This is a genomic window from Arenimonas soli, assembly GCF_014643775.1.
In the GTDB taxonomy this organism is placed as follows: Bacteria; Pseudomonadota; Gammaproteobacteria; order Xanthomonadales; family Xanthomonadaceae; genus Arenimonas; species Arenimonas soli.
Genome location: NZ_BMKC01000003.1, coordinates 393,624 through 408,460 on the forward strand (window position 1 = coordinate 393,624; position 14,837 = coordinate 408,460).

Annotated in this window: 17 protein-coding genes and 1 pseudogene; 3 read left to right on the plus strand and 15 right to left on the minus strand. The window is 70.4% G+C overall.

The annotated features are described in order from the left end of the window. Genes IEX13_RS12440 through tsaB form a run of 3 tightly spaced genes read left to right on the plus strand, consistent with a single transcriptional unit; the run spans position 1 to position 3,293 of the window. On the plus strand, positions 1–522 hold the full coding sequence (locus tag IEX13_RS12440) for a hypothetical protein (protein ID WP_188664836.1): 522 nt from the start codon (positions 1–3) through the stop codon (positions 520–522). Beyond that, positions 523–2,607, plus strand: coding sequence for a DNA repair helicase YoaA (gene yoaA / locus IEX13_RS12445; protein WP_188664839.1), 2,085 nt, complete (start codon positions 523–525; stop codon positions 2,605–2,607). After that, positions 2,604–3,293 carry a tRNA (adenosine(37)-N6)-threonylcarbamoyltransferase complex dimerization subunit type 1 TsaB gene (gene tsaB / locus IEX13_RS12450; protein ID WP_188664842.1) on the plus strand — a complete coding sequence of 230 codons (690 nt, stop codon included), beginning with the start codon at positions 2,604–2,606 and terminating at the stop codon, positions 3,291–3,293. The genes yoaA and tsaB overlap by 4 nt, the downstream gene beginning before the upstream one ends. Positions 3,294–3,296: 3 nt before the next feature. Here tsaB and IEX13_RS14420 read toward each other — a convergent pair whose 3' ends face one another. From IEX13_RS14420 to IEX13_RS12520, 15 genes and pseudogenes are all read right to left on the minus strand, one after another. Next, positions 3,297–3,653 carry a cupin domain-containing protein gene (locus IEX13_RS14420; protein WP_229668556.1) on the minus strand — a complete coding sequence of 119 codons (357 nt, stop codon included), beginning with the start codon at positions 3,651–3,653 and terminating at the stop codon, positions 3,297–3,299. After that, positions 3,642–4,028 (minus strand): annotated as a pseudogene (locus IEX13_RS14425) (NUDIX hydrolase); the annotation flags it as partial. The pseudogene IEX13_RS14425 and the gene IEX13_RS14420, both read right to left, overlap by 12 nt. 3 nt (positions 4,029–4,031) lie before the next feature. Next, positions 4,032–5,390: a magnesium transporter gene (mgtE, locus tag IEX13_RS12460; protein ID WP_188664848.1), complete on the minus strand. Its 1,359-nt coding sequence runs from the start codon at positions 5,388–5,390 to the stop codon at positions 4,032–4,034. 555 nt (positions 5,391–5,945) lie between these two features. After that, complete coding sequence (gene ptsP, locus IEX13_RS12465; protein WP_188664850.1) at positions 5,946–7,661, minus strand: phosphoenolpyruvate--protein phosphotransferase; 1,716 nt, start codon at positions 7,659–7,661, stop codon at positions 5,946–5,948. Continuing rightward, positions 7,661–7,930 carry an HPr family phosphocarrier protein gene (locus IEX13_RS12470; protein WP_188664853.1) on the minus strand — a complete coding sequence of 90 codons (270 nt, stop codon included), beginning with the start codon at positions 7,928–7,930 and terminating at the stop codon, positions 7,661–7,663. Before IEX13_RS12470 ends, ptsP begins: the two co-directional genes overlap by 1 nt. Continuing rightward, positions 7,923–8,315 carry a PTS sugar transporter subunit IIA gene (locus IEX13_RS12475; protein ID WP_188664856.1) on the minus strand — a complete coding sequence of 131 codons (393 nt, stop codon included), beginning with the start codon at positions 8,313–8,315 and terminating at the stop codon, positions 7,923–7,925. The genes IEX13_RS12470 and IEX13_RS12475 overlap by 8 nt, the downstream gene beginning before the upstream one ends. Beyond that, positions 8,315–9,190, minus strand: coding sequence for an RNase adapter RapZ (rapZ, locus tag IEX13_RS12480; protein ID WP_188664859.1), 876 nt, complete (start codon positions 9,188–9,190; stop codon positions 8,315–8,317). The genes IEX13_RS12475 and rapZ overlap by 1 nt, the downstream gene beginning before the upstream one ends. Next, entirely contained in the window at positions 9,187–10,137 is a 951-nt protein-coding gene (gene hprK / locus IEX13_RS12485; protein WP_188664862.1) for an HPr(Ser) kinase/phosphatase, read from the minus strand. Before hprK ends, rapZ begins: the two co-directional genes overlap by 4 nt. A gap of 4 nt (positions 10,138–10,141) precedes the next feature. Further along, on the minus strand, positions 10,142–10,612 hold the full coding sequence (locus tag IEX13_RS12490; RefSeq protein ID WP_188664866.1) for a PTS sugar transporter subunit IIA: 471 nt from the start codon (positions 10,610–10,612) through the stop codon (positions 10,142–10,144). A gap of 3 nt (positions 10,613–10,615) precedes the next feature. Continuing rightward, entirely contained in the window at positions 10,616–10,942 is a 327-nt protein-coding gene (gene hpf / locus IEX13_RS12495) for a ribosome hibernation-promoting factor, HPF/YfiA family (protein ID WP_188664869.1), read from the minus strand. Between the two features lie 131 nt (positions 10,943–11,073). Further along, a complete protein-coding gene (locus IEX13_RS12500; protein ID WP_188664872.1) occupies positions 11,074–12,498 on the minus strand; it encodes an RNA polymerase factor sigma-54 in 1,425 nt (474 codons plus the stop codon). A 32-nt stretch (positions 12,499–12,530) separates the two neighbouring features. Next, entirely contained in the window at positions 12,531–13,250 is a 720-nt protein-coding gene (gene lptB / locus IEX13_RS12505; RefSeq protein WP_188664875.1) for an LPS export ABC transporter ATP-binding protein, read from the minus strand. Beyond that, a complete protein-coding gene (lptA, locus tag IEX13_RS12510) occupies positions 13,250–13,756 on the minus strand; it encodes a lipopolysaccharide transport periplasmic protein LptA (RefSeq protein WP_188664878.1) in 507 nt (168 codons plus the stop codon). Before lptA ends, lptB begins: the two co-directional genes overlap by 1 nt. Further along, positions 13,740–14,297, minus strand: a complete 558-nt coding sequence (gene lptC, locus IEX13_RS12515; protein WP_188664881.1) for an LPS export ABC transporter periplasmic protein LptC — start codon at positions 14,295–14,297, stop codon at positions 13,740–13,742. The genes lptA and lptC overlap by 17 nt, the downstream gene beginning before the upstream one ends. Then, positions 14,294–14,833 carry a KdsC family phosphatase gene (locus tag IEX13_RS12520; protein ID WP_188664884.1) on the minus strand — a complete coding sequence of 180 codons (540 nt, stop codon included), beginning with the start codon at positions 14,831–14,833 and terminating at the stop codon, positions 14,294–14,296. The genes lptC and IEX13_RS12520 overlap by 4 nt, the downstream gene beginning before the upstream one ends. Positions 14,834–14,837: the final 4 nt, after the last annotated feature.

Genomic DNA, 14,837 nt, shown 5'->3' on the forward strand with positions numbered 1-14,837 from the left:
ATGTTTTCCCGCCTTGCCGCCGTCGCCCTGGCCCTGCTGCTGGCCGCCTGTGCTTCCACGCCAGTGGGTCCGGTGGCACCTGCACGCACCGCTGCTGCGGAGGCCTCGCCGGCCGAACTGGTGGCGCAGGTGCGCGCCCTTGGCGAACACGGCCACGAACTCGAGGTGCAGCCGCTGCGCGACCCCCAGGTCGAGGACCTGCGCACGCAAGCCCAGGCCCAGGAAGCGGCCGGCGAGCCCAAGGCCGCGTTCGACACCCTGGCCCGGGCACTGGTCATCAGCCCCGGTGATCCTGACCTGCTGCAGTGGCAGGCCGAACTGGCGCTGCTGCGCCGCGCCTGGAAGCAGGCCGAAACCCTGGCCGCGCAGTCCTTCGAGCTGGGTCCGAAGCTGGGCGGACTGTGCCGCCGCAACTGGGCCACCATCGGCCACGCCCGCGCCATGCGCGGCGCGCACGAGGCGGCCGGTGTCGCCCACCGCCAGGGCGAGTCCTGCACGGTGTCGCCGCCGGTCCGCATGTAAGTGGGCGACCTGGCCGAACGCACGCTGGCCGCGCTGGCGCCGGACGGGCCGCTGGCGACCGGTCTGGAGGGCTTCGTGCCGCGGTCGGCGCAGAACCAGCTGGCCCAGTCGGTCGCCGACGCCATTGACGACCGCGCCACCCTGGTCGCCGAGGCGGGCACCGGCACCGGCAAGACCTACGCCTACCTGGTGCCGGCGCTGCTGTCGGGCCAGCGCGTGATCCTGTCCACCGGCACGCGGGCGCTGCAGGACCAGCTCTACCACCGCGACCTGCCGCGCGTGCGCCAGGCCCTGGGCGCCGGCATCAAGACCGCGCTGCTCAAGGGCCGGGCCAACTACCTGTGCCTGTACCGGCTTGAACAGGCCAAGGGGGAAAAATTCCAGTCGCGCGAAGTGGTCGGTCATTTCCAGCGCGTGGTCGCCTGGGCCGGCCGAACGATGCGCGGCGACCTGGCCGAACTGGCCGACCTGCCCGAGGATTCGCCGCTGTGGCCGCAGGTCACCTCCACGGCCGACAACTGCCTGGGCAGCGAGTGCCCGTTCTGGGACGAGTGTTTCGTGGCCAAGGCCCGCCAGCAGGCGCAGGCCGCCGACCTGGTGGTGGTCAACCACCACCTGCTGCTCGCCGACCTGGCGATCAAGCAGGAAGGGTTCGGCGAAATCCTGCCCGGCGCGTCGGCCTTCGTCCTGGACGAAGCGCACCAGCTGCCGGAACTGGCCGCGCAGTTTTTCGGCGAAGGCATTTCGGCGCGGCAGCTGCTGGACCTGGCCCGCGATTGCCTGGCCGAGTGCAAGAACGTCACCGCGTCCCTGGCCACGGTGATGGGCCCGGCGCGCGCGCTGGAACAGGCCATGCGCGACCTGCGCCTGGCCCTGGACAAGCTGCCCCAGCGCGGCCCGCAGGCGCGGCTGCTGGCCGTGGCCGGCGCGCCGGCGGCGCTACAGCACCTGCAACACACCCTGGCCGAACTGCAGCGCGTGCTCGGCCCGCTGTCGGATGCCGCCCCGGGATTCGCGGCCTGCTGCGACCGGGCGGTCGAACTTCGCCGCCGCCTCGCCGCATGGCTCGGCGAGAAGCCGGCGGAAAAACCGGGGTCAGAGTCGACTTTCCCCGACGTTGAATCGGCGACCGACGATGCCCCGGGAAAAGGCGACTCTGACCCCGGTTCTTCTGACCCCGGTCTTGCCGACAACTTCTCGGTGAAGTGGTACGAACTCACCCAGCGTGGCTTCACCCTGCAGCGCACGCCGCTGGATGTGTCGGGCCCGCTGCGCGAGTACCGCGAAAGAAGTCGCGCCGCCTGGATCTTCACGTCGGCAACGATGGCGGTGGACGGCCACTTCGCCCACCTGGGCCGGCGCCTGGGCCTGGACGAGCCGCGCGAGCTGCTCCAGCCCAGCCCCTTCGACTGGCCCAACCAGGCCCTGTGTTACCTGCCGCGTGGCATGCCCGAGCCCAACAGCCGCGAGTACGTCGGCGCCGTGCTCGACGTCGCCTGGCCGGTGCTGGAAGCCTCCAAGGGACGCGCCTTCCTGCTGTTCACCTCGCACCGCGCCCTGCGCGAGGCCGCCGAAGAACTGCGCGACGCACCCTGGCCGCTGTTCGTGCAGGGCACCGCGCCGCGCAGCGTGCTGCTGGAACGTTTCCGCGCTTCGGGCAACGGCGTGCTGCTGGGCGCCGCCAGTTTCTGGGAAGGCGTGGACGTCGCCGGCGAGGCGCTCAGCGTGGTGGTCATCGACCGCCTGCCCTTCGCCGCGCCCGACGACCCCGTGCTCGAAGCCCGGCTCGAGGCCGTGCGCCGCCGCGGCGGCAACCCCTTCCGCGACGAACAGCTGCCGCAGGCGGTGATCGCGCTCAAGCAGGGCGTCGGCCGGCTGATCCGCAGCGACCACGACCGCGGCGTGCTGGTGCTGTGCGACCCGCGCCTGCTCGGCAAACCCTATGGCCGCAGCTTCCTGGCCAGCCTGCCGCCGTTCCCGCGCACCCGCGACATCGAAGACGTGCAGCGCTTTTTCGCCGCTGCCGACGCGGATCCGGGCGCCAGCGCGAACGCCGCATCGCTTGCGGCACAATCCACGCCATGAAGCTCCTGGCCATCGAAACCAGCACCGAAGCCTGCTCCGTCGCCGTGTACGCCGACGGCCAGGTGTTCGCGCGCCACGAACTGGCGCCGCGCCGGCATACCCAGCTGGTGCTGCCCTGGGCCGATGAACTGCTGGCCGAAGCCGGCCTGGCCAAGTCGCAGCTCGACGCGATCGCCGTCGGCCGCGGCCCCGGTGCCTTCACCGGCGTGCGCCTGGCCATCGCGCTGGTGCAGGGCCTGGCGCTGGCGCTCGACCGGCCGGTGCTGCCGGTGTCCACGCTGGCGGTGCTGGCGATGCAGGGGCAGGGCGAAAACATCCTTGCCGCCATCGACGCGCGCATGGGCGAGATCTACCTGGGTGCGTTCGTGCGCGATGCCGACGGCCTGGTCAGCGCCGCCGGCCCGGAAACCCTGTGCGCCCCTTCCGAAGCGCCGCCTCCCGGCACGTCGCTGCAGGGCGTCGGCTCCGGCTTCGCGGCCGGCGACGCTGCGCTGGTCGCCCGCCTGGGCGACCGGCTTTCCGGTTTCGATGCCGGCGCGCTGCCGCACGCGCGCGATCTCGCCCGCCTGGCCGTGCGCGCCTGGCAGCGCGGCGAGGCCATCGCCGCCGACGCGCTGGAACCCGCCTACCTGCGCGACAAGGTCGCGCTGACCCTGGCCGAGCAAGGCAAGCCGGTTCCGCGCTGAGACTCAATCGTCCTTGCGGTCGCCGCGCGCGCTGGGCTGCGACACCACCAGGAAGTCCACGGCCTCGTCGAACGGGTTGCTGAACTGGTGCGGCAACCCCGGCGGCACCTCCAGGCCCTGGCCCGCGGCGAGCGCCACCTCGCGCCCCGCCAGTTCGATCATCGCGCGGCCGGAAAGGATGTAGAAGAACTGCCGCGCCTGCCCGTGGCGGTGCCGGTGTTCGCGGCCGCCGGGCGGCACGTGTTCGGCGATCACCGACAGGTCGTGGCGCTGCAGCAGGTGCCAGCCGTCGTTGTTGCCACCCCAGAGGTAGTGCCGGTCGGCTTCGCGCACCGCCGGTTTCCACAGCGAGGCCAGCATCGGCAGGATCTGCCAGCGCGACAGCGGCGCGATCCTGCGATCGCCCGGTGCCGCCGGGTCCACCCAGGCCAGTTCCTGGATCTCGGCGCCGGCCGCGGGCGTGCCGTCGGCGCTGGCCAGGAAAACCTCCGCCTGCACGCGGGTGCCCGGTTCGTTCACCGCGACGTCCTCGAATTCGCCCAGGCGAACGGCGCCCGGCCGCAGGGCCACGCCGATTTCCTCGGCCAGTTCGCGCGCCAGGGTCTGCAGCGCGTCCTCGCCCGGTTCGCGCTTGCCACCGGGCTGGATGAAGGTGTCGGTGCCTGTCTTGCGCACCAGCAGCACCTGGCCCTGGTCATTGCACAGCACGGCCGCGACGGTGCGGATAAGCGCCATGGCCTAAAGCAGGACCAGCGTCGCCAGGCCCAGGAAGGAGAAAAAGCCCATCACGTCGGTGACCGTGGTCAGCACCACGCCGCCGGCCAGGGCCGGATCAATGCGCAGTCGCCGCAGCAGCAGCGGCACGCCGACGCCGGCCAGGGCCGCGGTGACCAGGTTGATCACCATCGCCGCGGCGATGACGCCGCCCAGCGGCCAGTCGCCGAACCAAAGCGCCGCCACCACGCCCACGACCATCGCCCAGGCCAGGCCATTGAGCAGGCCGACCATCACTTCCTTGTTGAGCAGGGCGCCGACGTTGCCCATGCCGACCTGGCCCAGGGCCATGCCGCGAACCATCAGGGTGAGCGTCTGGGTGCCGGCGACGCCGCCCATGCTGGCGACAATGGGCATCAGCACGGCCAGCGCCACCAGGCGTTCGATGGTGCCTTCGAAGCGGCCGATGACCCAGGAGGCCAGGAAGGCGGTAAGCAGGTTGATGCCCAGCCAAAGCGCCCGCCGCCGCGCCGCGCGCGCGACCGGGCTGAACATGTCCTCGTCCTCGTCCAGGCCGGCGGCGCTGAGCGCCTGGTGCGCGGCGTGGTCGCGGATGATGTCCACCACGTCGTCGATGGTGATGCGGCCGAGCAGGATGTTGTTGTGGTCCACCACCGGCGCGGAAACCCAGTCGTGGTCCGAGAACTGGCTGGCGACGTCGTGCGCCGGCGTGTCGACCGGGATGGCCGGCTGTTCGTCGTCGAAGAGTTCGTTGATCGGCGTGCTGGCGTCGTGGGTCAGCAGCGACGCCACGGACACGCGGCCCAGGTACTGGTGCCGCCGGCTGACCACGAACAGGTGGTCGGTGTGTTCGGGGATTTCGCCGCGCAGGCGCAGGTAGCGCAGCACCACGTCCACGGTGACGTCCGTGCGCACCGTGATCACGTCCGGGTTCATCAGGCGGCCGGCGCTGTCCTCTTCGTAGGACAGCACCTGCTCGAGCCGTTCCCGGTTCTCCCGGTCCATCGACTTGAGCACTTCCTCGATGACCGTGTCGGGCAGGTCTTCGGCCAGTTCGGCCAGGTCGTCGATGTCCAGGTCTTCGACGGCCGCGACGATTTCGTCGGTGTCCATCTCGGCCAGCAGGCTTTCGCGGACGTCATCGCCGACGTGCACCAGCACTTCGCCGTCGTCCTCGGGATCGACCAGGCCCCAGACGATGTTGCGCTTGGCCGGCGGCAGCGATTCGAGCAGGTTGCCGATTTCGGCCGGCGACAGCGAATTCACCAGCCGCCGCACCGGCCCCAGCCGGCCAGAGTCGAGCGCGTCCGACAGCAGCCGAAGCTGCCGGGCGGTCTTGTCGTGGTGCGCGGCGTCGGCCATCGGCGGGCTCCGGAACAGGCCCCGGCATTATGACGGCAACCGCCGTCTTGTTGGAGCGCTTCCAGGCGCGAATCTTCTGCCCTTGGCCTTCCGGCCAAGCAATGCGTCGCCCCCGCAGGTGTCGCGGGTGGAGGCAGCGTGCATCTGCCCTGACCGCGACCGTGAACGCATTGCAGGGGGCTTCTCGTCGACATCCATGTCTCTGAGAGTCGGCCAGGGCAGACGCACGCTACCTCCTGGAAGGAACGTCGGGGCCGCCGGGAGATCAAGAGCGCAACGTGTGCTCGCGCCGTCAGCTCTGGCTATCGCCCCGAGTTGCCGGGAAGCCGCTTTCCCATCGGCCACCACGTGGCGTTGAGGAGGTGTCGCGCCTTCGCCCCGGTCGACCATCGGAGACATGGATGTCGACGATGAGCCTACATGGACGTACTTGCGGCGTGTCGGCCGGGGCGAAGGCGCGGCGCCTCCACCCGCGGTTGCTGCAACTACGGCGCTGTGCTTGGCCGGAAGGCCAAGGGCAAAAGATTCGCGCCGGGAGGTGCTCCTACAGGAGGGTCAGCAGCGTTGCAGCCAGCGGTCGATGGCGGCGCGGTCGTGGCAGCGCAGCAGGGTGGTGGCGCGCCGGCGCAGGCTGCCGAGGTCGGCCTCGCGCACGGCCTTGCGCACTTCCAGCAGGGTCGAGGGATGCAGGCTGAAGTCGCGCAGGCCCAGGGCCAGCAGCAGCGGCACGTTGGCCGCTTCGCTGGCCATTTCCCCGCAGACCGCCACCGGGATGCCGTTGCGGCGGCCGAAGGCGAAGACTTCGGACAGCAGGCGCAGCACCGACGGGTGCCGCGGCGAATACAGTTCCGCCAGGGCTTCGTGGTTGCGGTCGGTGGCCAGCAGGTACTGCACCAGGTCGTTGGTGCCGACCGAAACGAAGTCCACCAGGTCGACGATGTCGCCCAGGCCCAGGGCGGCCGCCGGCACTTCGATCATGGCGCCCAGCTCGGCCACCGGGCCGACCTGGCGGCCCTCGTCCTGCAGCGAGGTCCGGGCGCGATCGAGCAGGTCGCACACCTGCTGCATTTCTTCACGGCCGCTGACCATCGGCACCAGGATGCGCACCGGCCCGTAGGCGCTGGCGCGCAGGATCGCCCGCAGCTGGGTCAGGAACAGGTCCGGATGCGCCAGCGACAGCCGCACGCCGCGCAGGCCCAGCGCCGGGTTGGGTTCGCTGCGCAGCGCCAGTCCGGTGCGGTCGGCCTTGTCGGCGCCCAGGTCCAGGGTGCGGATGGTCGCCACCCGGCCGGCCAGTCCCAGCACCAGGTCGCGGTAGGCCAGGAACTGTTCTTCTTCGGTCGGCAGCTCGTTGCGCTTGAGGAACAGGAACTCGGTGCGATACAGGCCGACGCCGTCGGCGCCCAGGGCGTGCGCTTCGGCGACGTCCTCGCGCGACTCGGCGTTGGCGTAAAGGCGGATGTCCACGCCGTCCTTGGTGCGCGTGGGCTGGCGGCGCAGCCGGGCCAGCTGGGCGCGCTCGCGGCCGATCTGGGCCTGGCGGGCGTGGTAGTGGGCCAGGTCGCCGGGCCCGGGTTCGAGCACCAGCTCGCCGTGGCTGGCGTCGATCATCAGCGCGTCGCCGTCGTTGGCGTGCGCCAGCAGGTCGGACACGTTCACCAGCAGCGGCAGGTGCAGGCTGCGGGCCAGGATGGCGCTGTGCGAAAGCGGGCTGCCGGTGGTCGTGGCCACCGCGACCACGCCGCGGGCCTGCCAGGCGGCAAGTTCCGCCGGCGCCACGGTTTCACAGACCAGGATTTCGCCGGCCAGGCCTTCCACCGCGTCGTCGCCGCGGCGGTGCAGGGCGGCGTGTATGCGGCCGACCACGTGGTCGAGGTCCTCGAGGCGACTGCGGAAGTAGTCGTCGTCCATGCCCTCGAACACCGCCGCCAGCCGATCGCGCTGCAGCTTCAGGGCATAGTCGGCGCCGTAGCGGCCGGTGCGCACCAGGTCGTCCAGGCCCTGCAGCAGCTCCGGGTCGTCCAGGATCATGGCGTGCAGGTCAATGAACTCACCCACTTCCTGGGCCAGGGCGCCGTGCAGGCGGTCGCGCAGGGCGCGCAGCTCGCCGCGGGTGGCGTCCAGGGCCGCGTGCAGGCGGGCCAGCTCGGCCTCGACCTGGTCGGCGCTGATCCGCGTTTCTTCCACCACCAGCGCCTGCGGATGCAGCACGCGGGCGCGACCCAGGGCCAGGCCACGCGAGGCAGTGACGCCACGCAGCTGGCGGCGCATCAGCCTTGCTCGTCGAATCCGCGCTCGAACAGCGCGGCGGCGGCGGCCAGGGCTTCGGCCTCGTCCTCGCCCTCCACCCGCATGAGCAGGGTGGCTCCGGGCGCCGCGGCCAGCAGCAGCACGCCCATGATGGACTTGGCGTTCACTTCCCGGCCGCGGCCGAGCAGGGTGGCCTGGCACCGGTAGCCCGAAAGCAGCTGCACCAGCTTGGCCGCCGCGCGCGCGTGCAGGCCGAGTTTGTTGGTCACCTGCAGTTCGCGCTCAAGCATCGTCCACCACCACTCCGTTGCGGGCGCCGGCGGCCGCCGTGCGCGTCAGTTCTTCCAGGTCGTGCTCGGGGTAATTCTGCACCCGCAGCAGCATGGGCAGGCCCAGGCCGCTCACCCGCCGGGCGGGCGTGCCCAGGTGCACCAGTCTTTCGGCCAGCCTGGCCGGGCTGGCGCCGTACAGGTCGGTCAGCAGCAGCACGCCGTCGCCGGCGTCGACCTTGCGCATCGCGCGGCTGGCGGCGGCCAGCAGTTGCTCGGGTTCGGCTTCCCATGGCACTTCGAAGGCTTCGGTGGCCAGCGGCAGGCTGCCCAGCAGCCCGCGCGCCGCCGACAGCACGGCGCTGCCGACCCCGGGATGGCTCAGCAGCAGCACGCCAACCGACATCAGTCGAGCTCGCGATGGAAGGTGAGCACGCCGTCCCGGCCTTTTTCGCGGCAATGCGCGGCCAGGCGTTCGGCCAGGTAGACCGACCGGTGCCGGCCGCCGGTGCAGCCGAAGGCGATGGTGAGGTAGCTGCGGGTGCCGGCCTCGAAGCGTGGCACCCAGGTGTCGAGGAAAGCTTCGACCTGGGCCACGAATTCCTGCACCTGGGGATCGACTTCGAGGTACTCGCGCACCGAGGCGTCGCGGCCCGACAGCGGGCGCAGGCGGGCATCCCAGTGCGGATTGGGCAGGGCGCGGGCATCGAACACGAAGTCCGCGTCCGCAGGCAGGCCCCGCTTGTAGGCGAAGGATTCGAACAGCAGCGACATGTCCTGGTGGGTGCCCACGCCCAGCGCGGTGATCACCTCGCGGCGCATCTGGTGCACGTTCATGTCCGAGGTGTCCATCACCAGGTCGGCGATGGCCTTGAGCGGGCGCAGGCGCACGCGCTCGAGTTCGATGGCGTCGGCCAGGGCCAGGCCGTCGTGGCTGAGCGGGTGCTTGCGGCGCGTATCGGAATAGCGCTTGAGCAGGGTGTCGTCACGGGTTTCGAAAAACACCAGCTGGTGGTCGATGCCCATTTCGCCCAGCGCCGACAGCCACTCCGGGATGCGAGCCAGGTCCGAGGCATTGCGCACGTCGATGCCCACCGCCAGCCGGCTGGCGCCACCTTCGCCGCCCGTCACCGAGCGCACGAATTGCGGCAGCAGTTCCACCGGCAGGTTGTCGGTGCAGTGGACGTCCAGGTCTTCAAGCGTCTTGAGCGCGACCGACTTGCCCGAACCCGACAGGCCGGTGATGACGTAAAGCAACGGACGCGACGGGTCGGCGCTCATTGTTTTTCCCCCTGCTGCAGGAAGGCGCTGTGGCGTGCCAGGAAGGCCGCCGCCGGGTCCATGCCCTTGCTGCGCAGCAGGTGCAGGCGCACGGCGGCTTCGGTCAGCACCGCCAGGTTGCGGCCGGCGGCCACGGGCAGTTCGACCACGGGCACGTCCAGGTCCAGCACCTTGCGGCTGCCGGATTCGCCGGTGATGCGGGCCATGGCTTCGTCGCTCTGCTGCGGGGTCTGTTCCAGGTGCACGACCAGGCGCAGGTACTTGTTCCGCTTCACGGCGGTGTCGCCGAACATTTCCCGGATGTTGAGCACGCCCAGTCCGCGTACTTCCAGCAGGTCCTGCAGGAGTTCGGGGCAGGTGCCGTCGAGCACGTCGGGCGCGATCTGGGTGAATTCGGGGGCATCGTCGGCGACCAGGCGGTGGCCGCGGCTGATCAGTTCCAGCGCCAGTTCGCTCTTGCCGGCGCCGGAGTCGCCGGTGACCAGCACGCCGATCGAATAGATCTCCATGAACACGCCGTGCAGCGTGATCCGCGGCGCCAGCGAACGGGCCAGGTGGTACTGCAGCAGGTTGAGCAGTTCGTAGCCGCGCCGGGGCGACACCCACAGCGGGGTCTCGCTTTCTTCGGCGGCGTCGCGCAGGTCGGCGGGGCAGGACTGGTTCTGGGTGATCACCATCGCCAGCGGCCGCGATTCCATGATCTTGAGCAGCACTTCCCAGCGCGTGCGTGCGTCCAGGCCGTCGAGCCAGGCCAGTTCGGCCGAGCCGATGATCTGCACCTTGTTCGGGTGGATGACGTTGAGATAGCCGGCCAGCGACGGTCGCCGCGAGAGGTGTTCGCCGCGTTCGATGAGCCGTTCGCCGCCGCGCTGGCCGGAAAGCCAGCGCATCTCGAGCCGGTCGCCCAGTTCGTCGAAAAGTTCGCGGGCGCTCAGGCGGTCGGTCATGGGCTCAGCCGGCCTCGGGGTGGCTGGCCTGCCAGTCCGCCAGCAGGCCATGCAGGACGGCGGCGTCGCGGGCGGCGCGCAGCTGGTCGCGGAAATCGGCGTCGCCGAACATTTCGGCCAGCTGCGAAAGCAGCATCAGGTGCTGCGAGGAAAAATGCTCGGGCACGACCAGGGCGAACACCAGGTCCACCGGCATGCCGTCGGGGGAGCCGAAATCCACCGGTTCGGCGAGGCGCAGGAAGCAGCCGACGGCGGTGGCGACCTTGGCGCTGCGGCCATGCGGGATGGCGACGCCATGGCCCAGGCCGGTGCTGCCCAGGCGTTCGCGGCCGACCAGGCTGTCGAATACGGCGCGCTCGAGATCCGCATTGCCCTCGGCGAGCAGGCCGGATGCCTTCTCGAGCAGTCGCTTCTTGCCGGGGATCGGGCCCGGGGCGACGACGCGCCCCGGGCTTAGCAGGTCGAGCAGATGCACGGCCTAGCCGAAGCTGTCCGAACGGGCGGCGGATTCGCCGCGGTGGTGGTCGGTCATCTTTTCCTTCTGCTTGAGCAGCAGGCGGTCGAGCTTGTCGGCGAGCATGTCGATGGCGGCGTACATGTCGGGGGCCACGGCGTCGGCATGCACGGTCTTGCCGGCGGTGCCCACGGTGGCTTCGGCCCGCTGGTCGAGCTTGTCGACCGAGAGGATGACCCGGGCCTCGGCGTGGTGGTCGTAGTGGCGGTTGACGCGCGCGAACTTGTCGTTGACGTAGTCGCGAAGGGCCGGGGTGACGTCCATCTGGTGGCCGCTGATGTCGATCCGCATGGTCACGATCCTCCTTGGTGGGTACAACTACAGGTAATCACGCCCGGTGATAACGAGGCGTGACCGAGGTCAAGTCTTGGGGGAGTCTGCGCATCTGCGCGCCGGGGCTGGCATGGGCCATTGGTTTGCCCTCAGGCCAGCCGCTGCCGCTCGTTGGAGGCGGGGATGTTCATGGATTCACGGTATTTTGCCACGGTTCGCCGGGCCACGGGGATGCCTTCGGCCTTAAGGCTTTCGGCCAGTTTCTGGTCCGAAAGCGGCGAGCGCGGGCTTTCGCCCTCGATCAGCTTGCGGATCATGGCCTGGATGGCCGTGGACGAGGCCGAGCCGCCATGGTCGGTGGCGATGCCCGAGCCGAAGAAGTGCTTGAATTCAAAGGTGCCACGCGGCGTGCGCAGGTACTTGCGGGTGGTCGCCCGCGACACGGTGGACTCGTGCAGGCCCAGTTCTTCGGCCACTTCGCGCAGGGTCAGCGGGCGCATGGCCTCGTTGCCATGGTCCAGGAAGGCCGACTGCTGGCGAACGATCGCCCGGGCCACCCGTTCGACGGTGTCGGCGCGGGTTTCCAGGCTCTTAATGAGCCACCGGGCCTCCTGCAGCTGGCCGCGCAGGTAGCTGTCGTCCTCGCGGCTGGCCTTGCCGATCAGGCTTTCATAGTGGCGATTGATCGCCAGCCGGGGCCGGCTGCCGGCGGCCAGCCGGACCTTCCAGACGCCGTTCTGGCGATAGGCGATGGCGTCGGGGGCGATATATTCGGGTTCGCTGCCGCCGATCTGGGCGCCGGGCTTGGGGTCGAGCGTGCGCAGCAGGGCCACGGCCGTGGCCATGTCCTCGGCGGACTCGCCCAGCTGCCCGCCCAGGCGGTCGGCGCCCAGGCGGGCCAGGGCATCGAGGTGGTCCTTGCTGAGCCGGGTGGCCAGGTCCAGGCCCGGGGTGTCGTCGCTTAGCAGGCTCAGCTGGACGCACAGGCATTCGGACAGGCAGCGGGCGCCCGCGCCGACCGGGTCGAAATGCTGGACGATGTGCAGCACGGTTTCGATCTCGGCGTCGGAGACGTCGAGCTCGGGCTGCAGGGCGGCCTGGATGTCGGCCAGCGGGCCTTCGAGGTAGCCGTCGTCATTGATGGCTTCAATCACGGCCTGGCCGATCGCCAGGTCGCGCGGGCCCAGGTGGCTCAGCTGCAGCTGCCAGACCAGGTGGGCGTGGAGGTCGATCGGCGCGGCGGCGCTGAGTTCGTCGGGTTCGCCGCCGTCGCTGTGGCGGCGGTCACCGGCGGGGGCCTCGTACCACTCGTCGACCTCCGCGCGCTCGAATTCGTCGGGCTCCGGGGCATCGCCGGGGGTGTCTTCCTGGCTCGGCTCCTCGGGCTTTTCGCCCTCGGGGCGGTCGTCGCCCTGGTCTTCGTCGCCGCGTTCGAGCAGCGGGTTCGACTCCAGGGCCTGGTTGAGCTCGGTTTCCAGTTCCAGCGCCGACAGCTGCAGCAGCCGGATCGCCTGGCGCAGCTGGGGCGTCAGGGACAGCTGCTGGCCAAGTCGGGTCTGGAGGGATGGTTTCATGGCGGTCCGCTGGGGGGGCGGCGGGGCCGCGGCTACAGGCGGAAGGAATCGCCGAGGTAGACGCGACGCACGTCGGGATTGGCCAGCACCTCGTCGGGCGTTCCCCGGGCGAGCACGCTGCCGGCATTGAGGATATACGCGTGGTCGCAAATGCCCAAGGTTTCGCGGACATTGTGGTCGGTGATCAGCACGCCGATGCCCCGGGCCTTGAGGTGGCGCACGATCTTCTGGATGTCGCCGACCGAAATCGGGTCGACGCCGGCGAAGGGTTCGTCGAGCAGCATGAAGCGTGGCCGGGCGGCCAGGGCGCGGGCGATCTCGACCCGGCGGCGTTCGCCGCCCGACAGGCTGGCACCCGGCTGTTCGGCCACGTGGCCGACCTGCAGTTCCTCCATCAGCGCCGCCAGTTCGTCGGCGCGGCCGGTGGCATCGAGGTCCTTGCGCAGTTCCAGCACGGCGTGGATGTTGTCGGCGACGCTGAGCTTGCGGAACACCGAGGCTTCCTGCGGCAGGTAGCCCAGGCCCAGGCGGGCGCGTTCGTGCATGGGCAGGGCGGTGATGTCCCTGCCGTCGAGCGTGATGCGGCCCGCGTCGGGGCCGACCAGGCCGACGATCATGTAGAAGCAGGTGGTCTTGCCGGCGCCGTTGGGGCCCAGCAGGCCGACCACCTCGCCGGGCCGCACCTCCATGGCGAAGTCCTGCACCACCTGGCGCGAGCGGTAGCGCTTGGCCAGGCCCGTGGCGGTGAGCATCAGTCGGCCGCGGCGGACTTGGGCAGGATGCGCATGGACACCCGGGCGCCGTCGCCACCGCCGTCGATGCGGCCGGTGTTGATGTCGTACTTGACCGTTTCGCCGCGCAGGTTGCCGCGTGGCTGGGTGATGACGACGTTGCCGGTGAGCATCATGGATTCGTCGCCCAGCAGGTAGACCACGCGATTGGCCCGCGCGTCCATCGGTTCGCCGGCGTCGGACACCTGGCGCAGGCGCGCCGGGCTGCCGGTCAGCACGATCCGGTTGATGTCGCCCGCGGCGCGATGCACTTCGGCGCGTTCGGCGTCCACCTCCAGCGTGCCCTGGCGGATGCGCACGTTGCCTTCGAGCGTGGACACGCTGTCGTCGCCGAGCAGGGCATCGGTGCGGTCGGCGCTGATGTCCATCGGCTGGTTGCGGTCGCCGGACTTGGCCAGCGCGGGCGGCGCCAGCACGAGGGCGGCGAGGAAGATGAGTCCGATAGGCAGTTCACTGGCGTGGCGCATAGTGTCCCTTGACGTCGTTGAGCAACTGGAAACGCTTGGCGGCCAGGTCCACCCGCAGGCCGATGCCGGCGACGGCGGAGTCGCCCTGGGTGATGTTAACCCGGTCGTCCGTGCTGGCGCGCTGGTCGTTGGGGAAGATCGACAGGGTGTCGGTGCCAAACCGCGTCCGCAGCCCCGACGGTTCGGTCGGGCCGACCATGTTGACGCCGCCAAGCAGCTGCACTTCGTTGGCCTTGGGGCTGACCCAGGCCGTGTCCGAGCGGACCTGCCAGCGGCCGGAATCGCTGGGGAACGTGAAGCGCGGCCGGCGGATGGTCAGGCTTTTGCCATCCCGATCACGTTCCAGGTAGGGCGAACGCAGGGTGAACGACTCGCCGCCGTTGTCGTCGAGCGCCGTCAGCTCGAATTCCCGCAACACGTAGTCCGAGCGCTGGGTGGGCTCCGGCGGCGGCACGCGGTTGCGCTGCCACTGCCAGGCGGCGTAGCCGCCCAGGCCGATGGCGAACACGAACAGCAGCACGTTGAGCGCCTGGCGGCTCATGCCACGCCGAACCGGTCCAGCACGGCTTGTCGCAGACCCTTGGCGTCCAGGATCAGGTCGCACAGTTCCCGGACGGCGCCTTCGCCACCGCGGGCGCGCGACTGCCAGTGCACGCGCTCGGCCACCCAGGGATGGGCGTTGGCCGGCGCGGCGGCCAGGCCGACCTGCAGCAGGGCGGGCAGGTCGGGCAGGTCGTCGCCCATGTGGGTGGCTTGCGCGGGCGTCAGCTCCAGCGTTTCGCACAGCTGCAGCAGCACCGCGCCCTTGTCCTTCACCCCGGCGAACACATGCTGCAGGCCCAGGTCGCGGGCGCGCGCCTGCACCGCGGCATTGCGGCGGGCGGTGACCAGCGCGACGGTGACGCCGTTTTCCTCGAGCAGTTTGATGCCCTGGCCGTCGAGCACGTGGAAGGCCTTGGATTCCCGGCCTTCGCCGTCATAGATGAGGCGGCCATCGGTGAGCGTGCCATCCACGTCGAAACAGGCGAGGCGGATGCGGCCGGCGCGGTCGCGGAGGTCGGATTCGGAAAGGATCATCGTC

Bases quoted from the DNA above. Each gene is read 5' to 3' on its own strand.
- tsaB (WP_188664842.1), top strand. From the start codon at position 2,604: ATGAAGCTCCTGGCCATCGAAACCAGCACCGAAGCCTGCTCCGTCGCC.
- lptA (WP_188664878.1), bottom strand. From the start codon at position 13,756: ATGCGCCACGCCAGTGAACTGCCTATCGGACTCATCTTCCTCGCCGCC.
- ptsP (WP_188664850.1), bottom strand. From the start codon at position 7,661: ATGCGCCGCCAGCTGCGTGGCGTCACTGCCTCGCGTGGCCTGGCCCTG.
- lptB (WP_188664875.1), bottom strand. From the start codon at position 13,250: ATGCTCACCGCCACGGGCCTGGCCAAGCGCTACCGCTCGCGCCAGGTG.
- IEX13_RS14420 (WP_229668556.1), bottom strand. From the start codon at position 3,653: ATGCTGGCCTCGCTGTGGAAACCGGCGGTGCGCGAAGCCGACCGGCAC.
- rapZ (WP_188664859.1), bottom strand. From the start codon at position 9,190: ATGAGCGCCGACCCGTCGCGTCCGTTGCTTTACGTCATCACCGGCCTG.
- hpf (WP_188664869.1), bottom strand. From the start codon at position 10,942: ATGCGGATCGACATCAGCGGCCACCAGATGGACGTCACCCCGGCCCTT.
- mgtE (WP_188664848.1), bottom strand. From the start codon at position 5,390: ATGGCCGACGCCGCGCACCACGACAAGACCGCCCGGCAGCTTCGGCTG.
- IEX13_RS12520 (WP_188664884.1), bottom strand. From the start codon at position 14,833: ATGATCCTTTCCGAATCCGACCTCCGCGACCGCGCCGGCCGCATCCGC.
- lptC (WP_188664881.1), bottom strand. From the start codon at position 14,297: ATGAGCCGCCAGGCGCTCAACGTGCTGCTGTTCGTGTTCGCCATCGGC.
- IEX13_RS12440 (WP_188664836.1), top strand. From the start codon at position 1: ATGTTTTCCCGCCTTGCCGCCGTCGCCCTGGCCCTGCTGCTGGCCGCC.
- hprK (WP_188664862.1), bottom strand. From the start codon at position 10,137: ATGACCGACCGCCTGAGCGCCCGCGAACTTTTCGACGAACTGGGCGAC.
- IEX13_RS12500 (WP_188664872.1), bottom strand. From the start codon at position 12,498: ATGAAACCATCCCTCCAGACCCGACTTGGCCAGCAGCTGTCCCTGACG.
- IEX13_RS12475 (WP_188664856.1), bottom strand. From the start codon at position 8,315: ATGTCGGTTGGCGTGCTGCTGCTGAGCCATCCCGGGGTCGGCAGCGCC.
- IEX13_RS12470 (WP_188664853.1), bottom strand. From the start codon at position 7,930: ATGCTTGAGCGCGAACTGCAGGTGACCAACAAACTCGGCCTGCACGCG.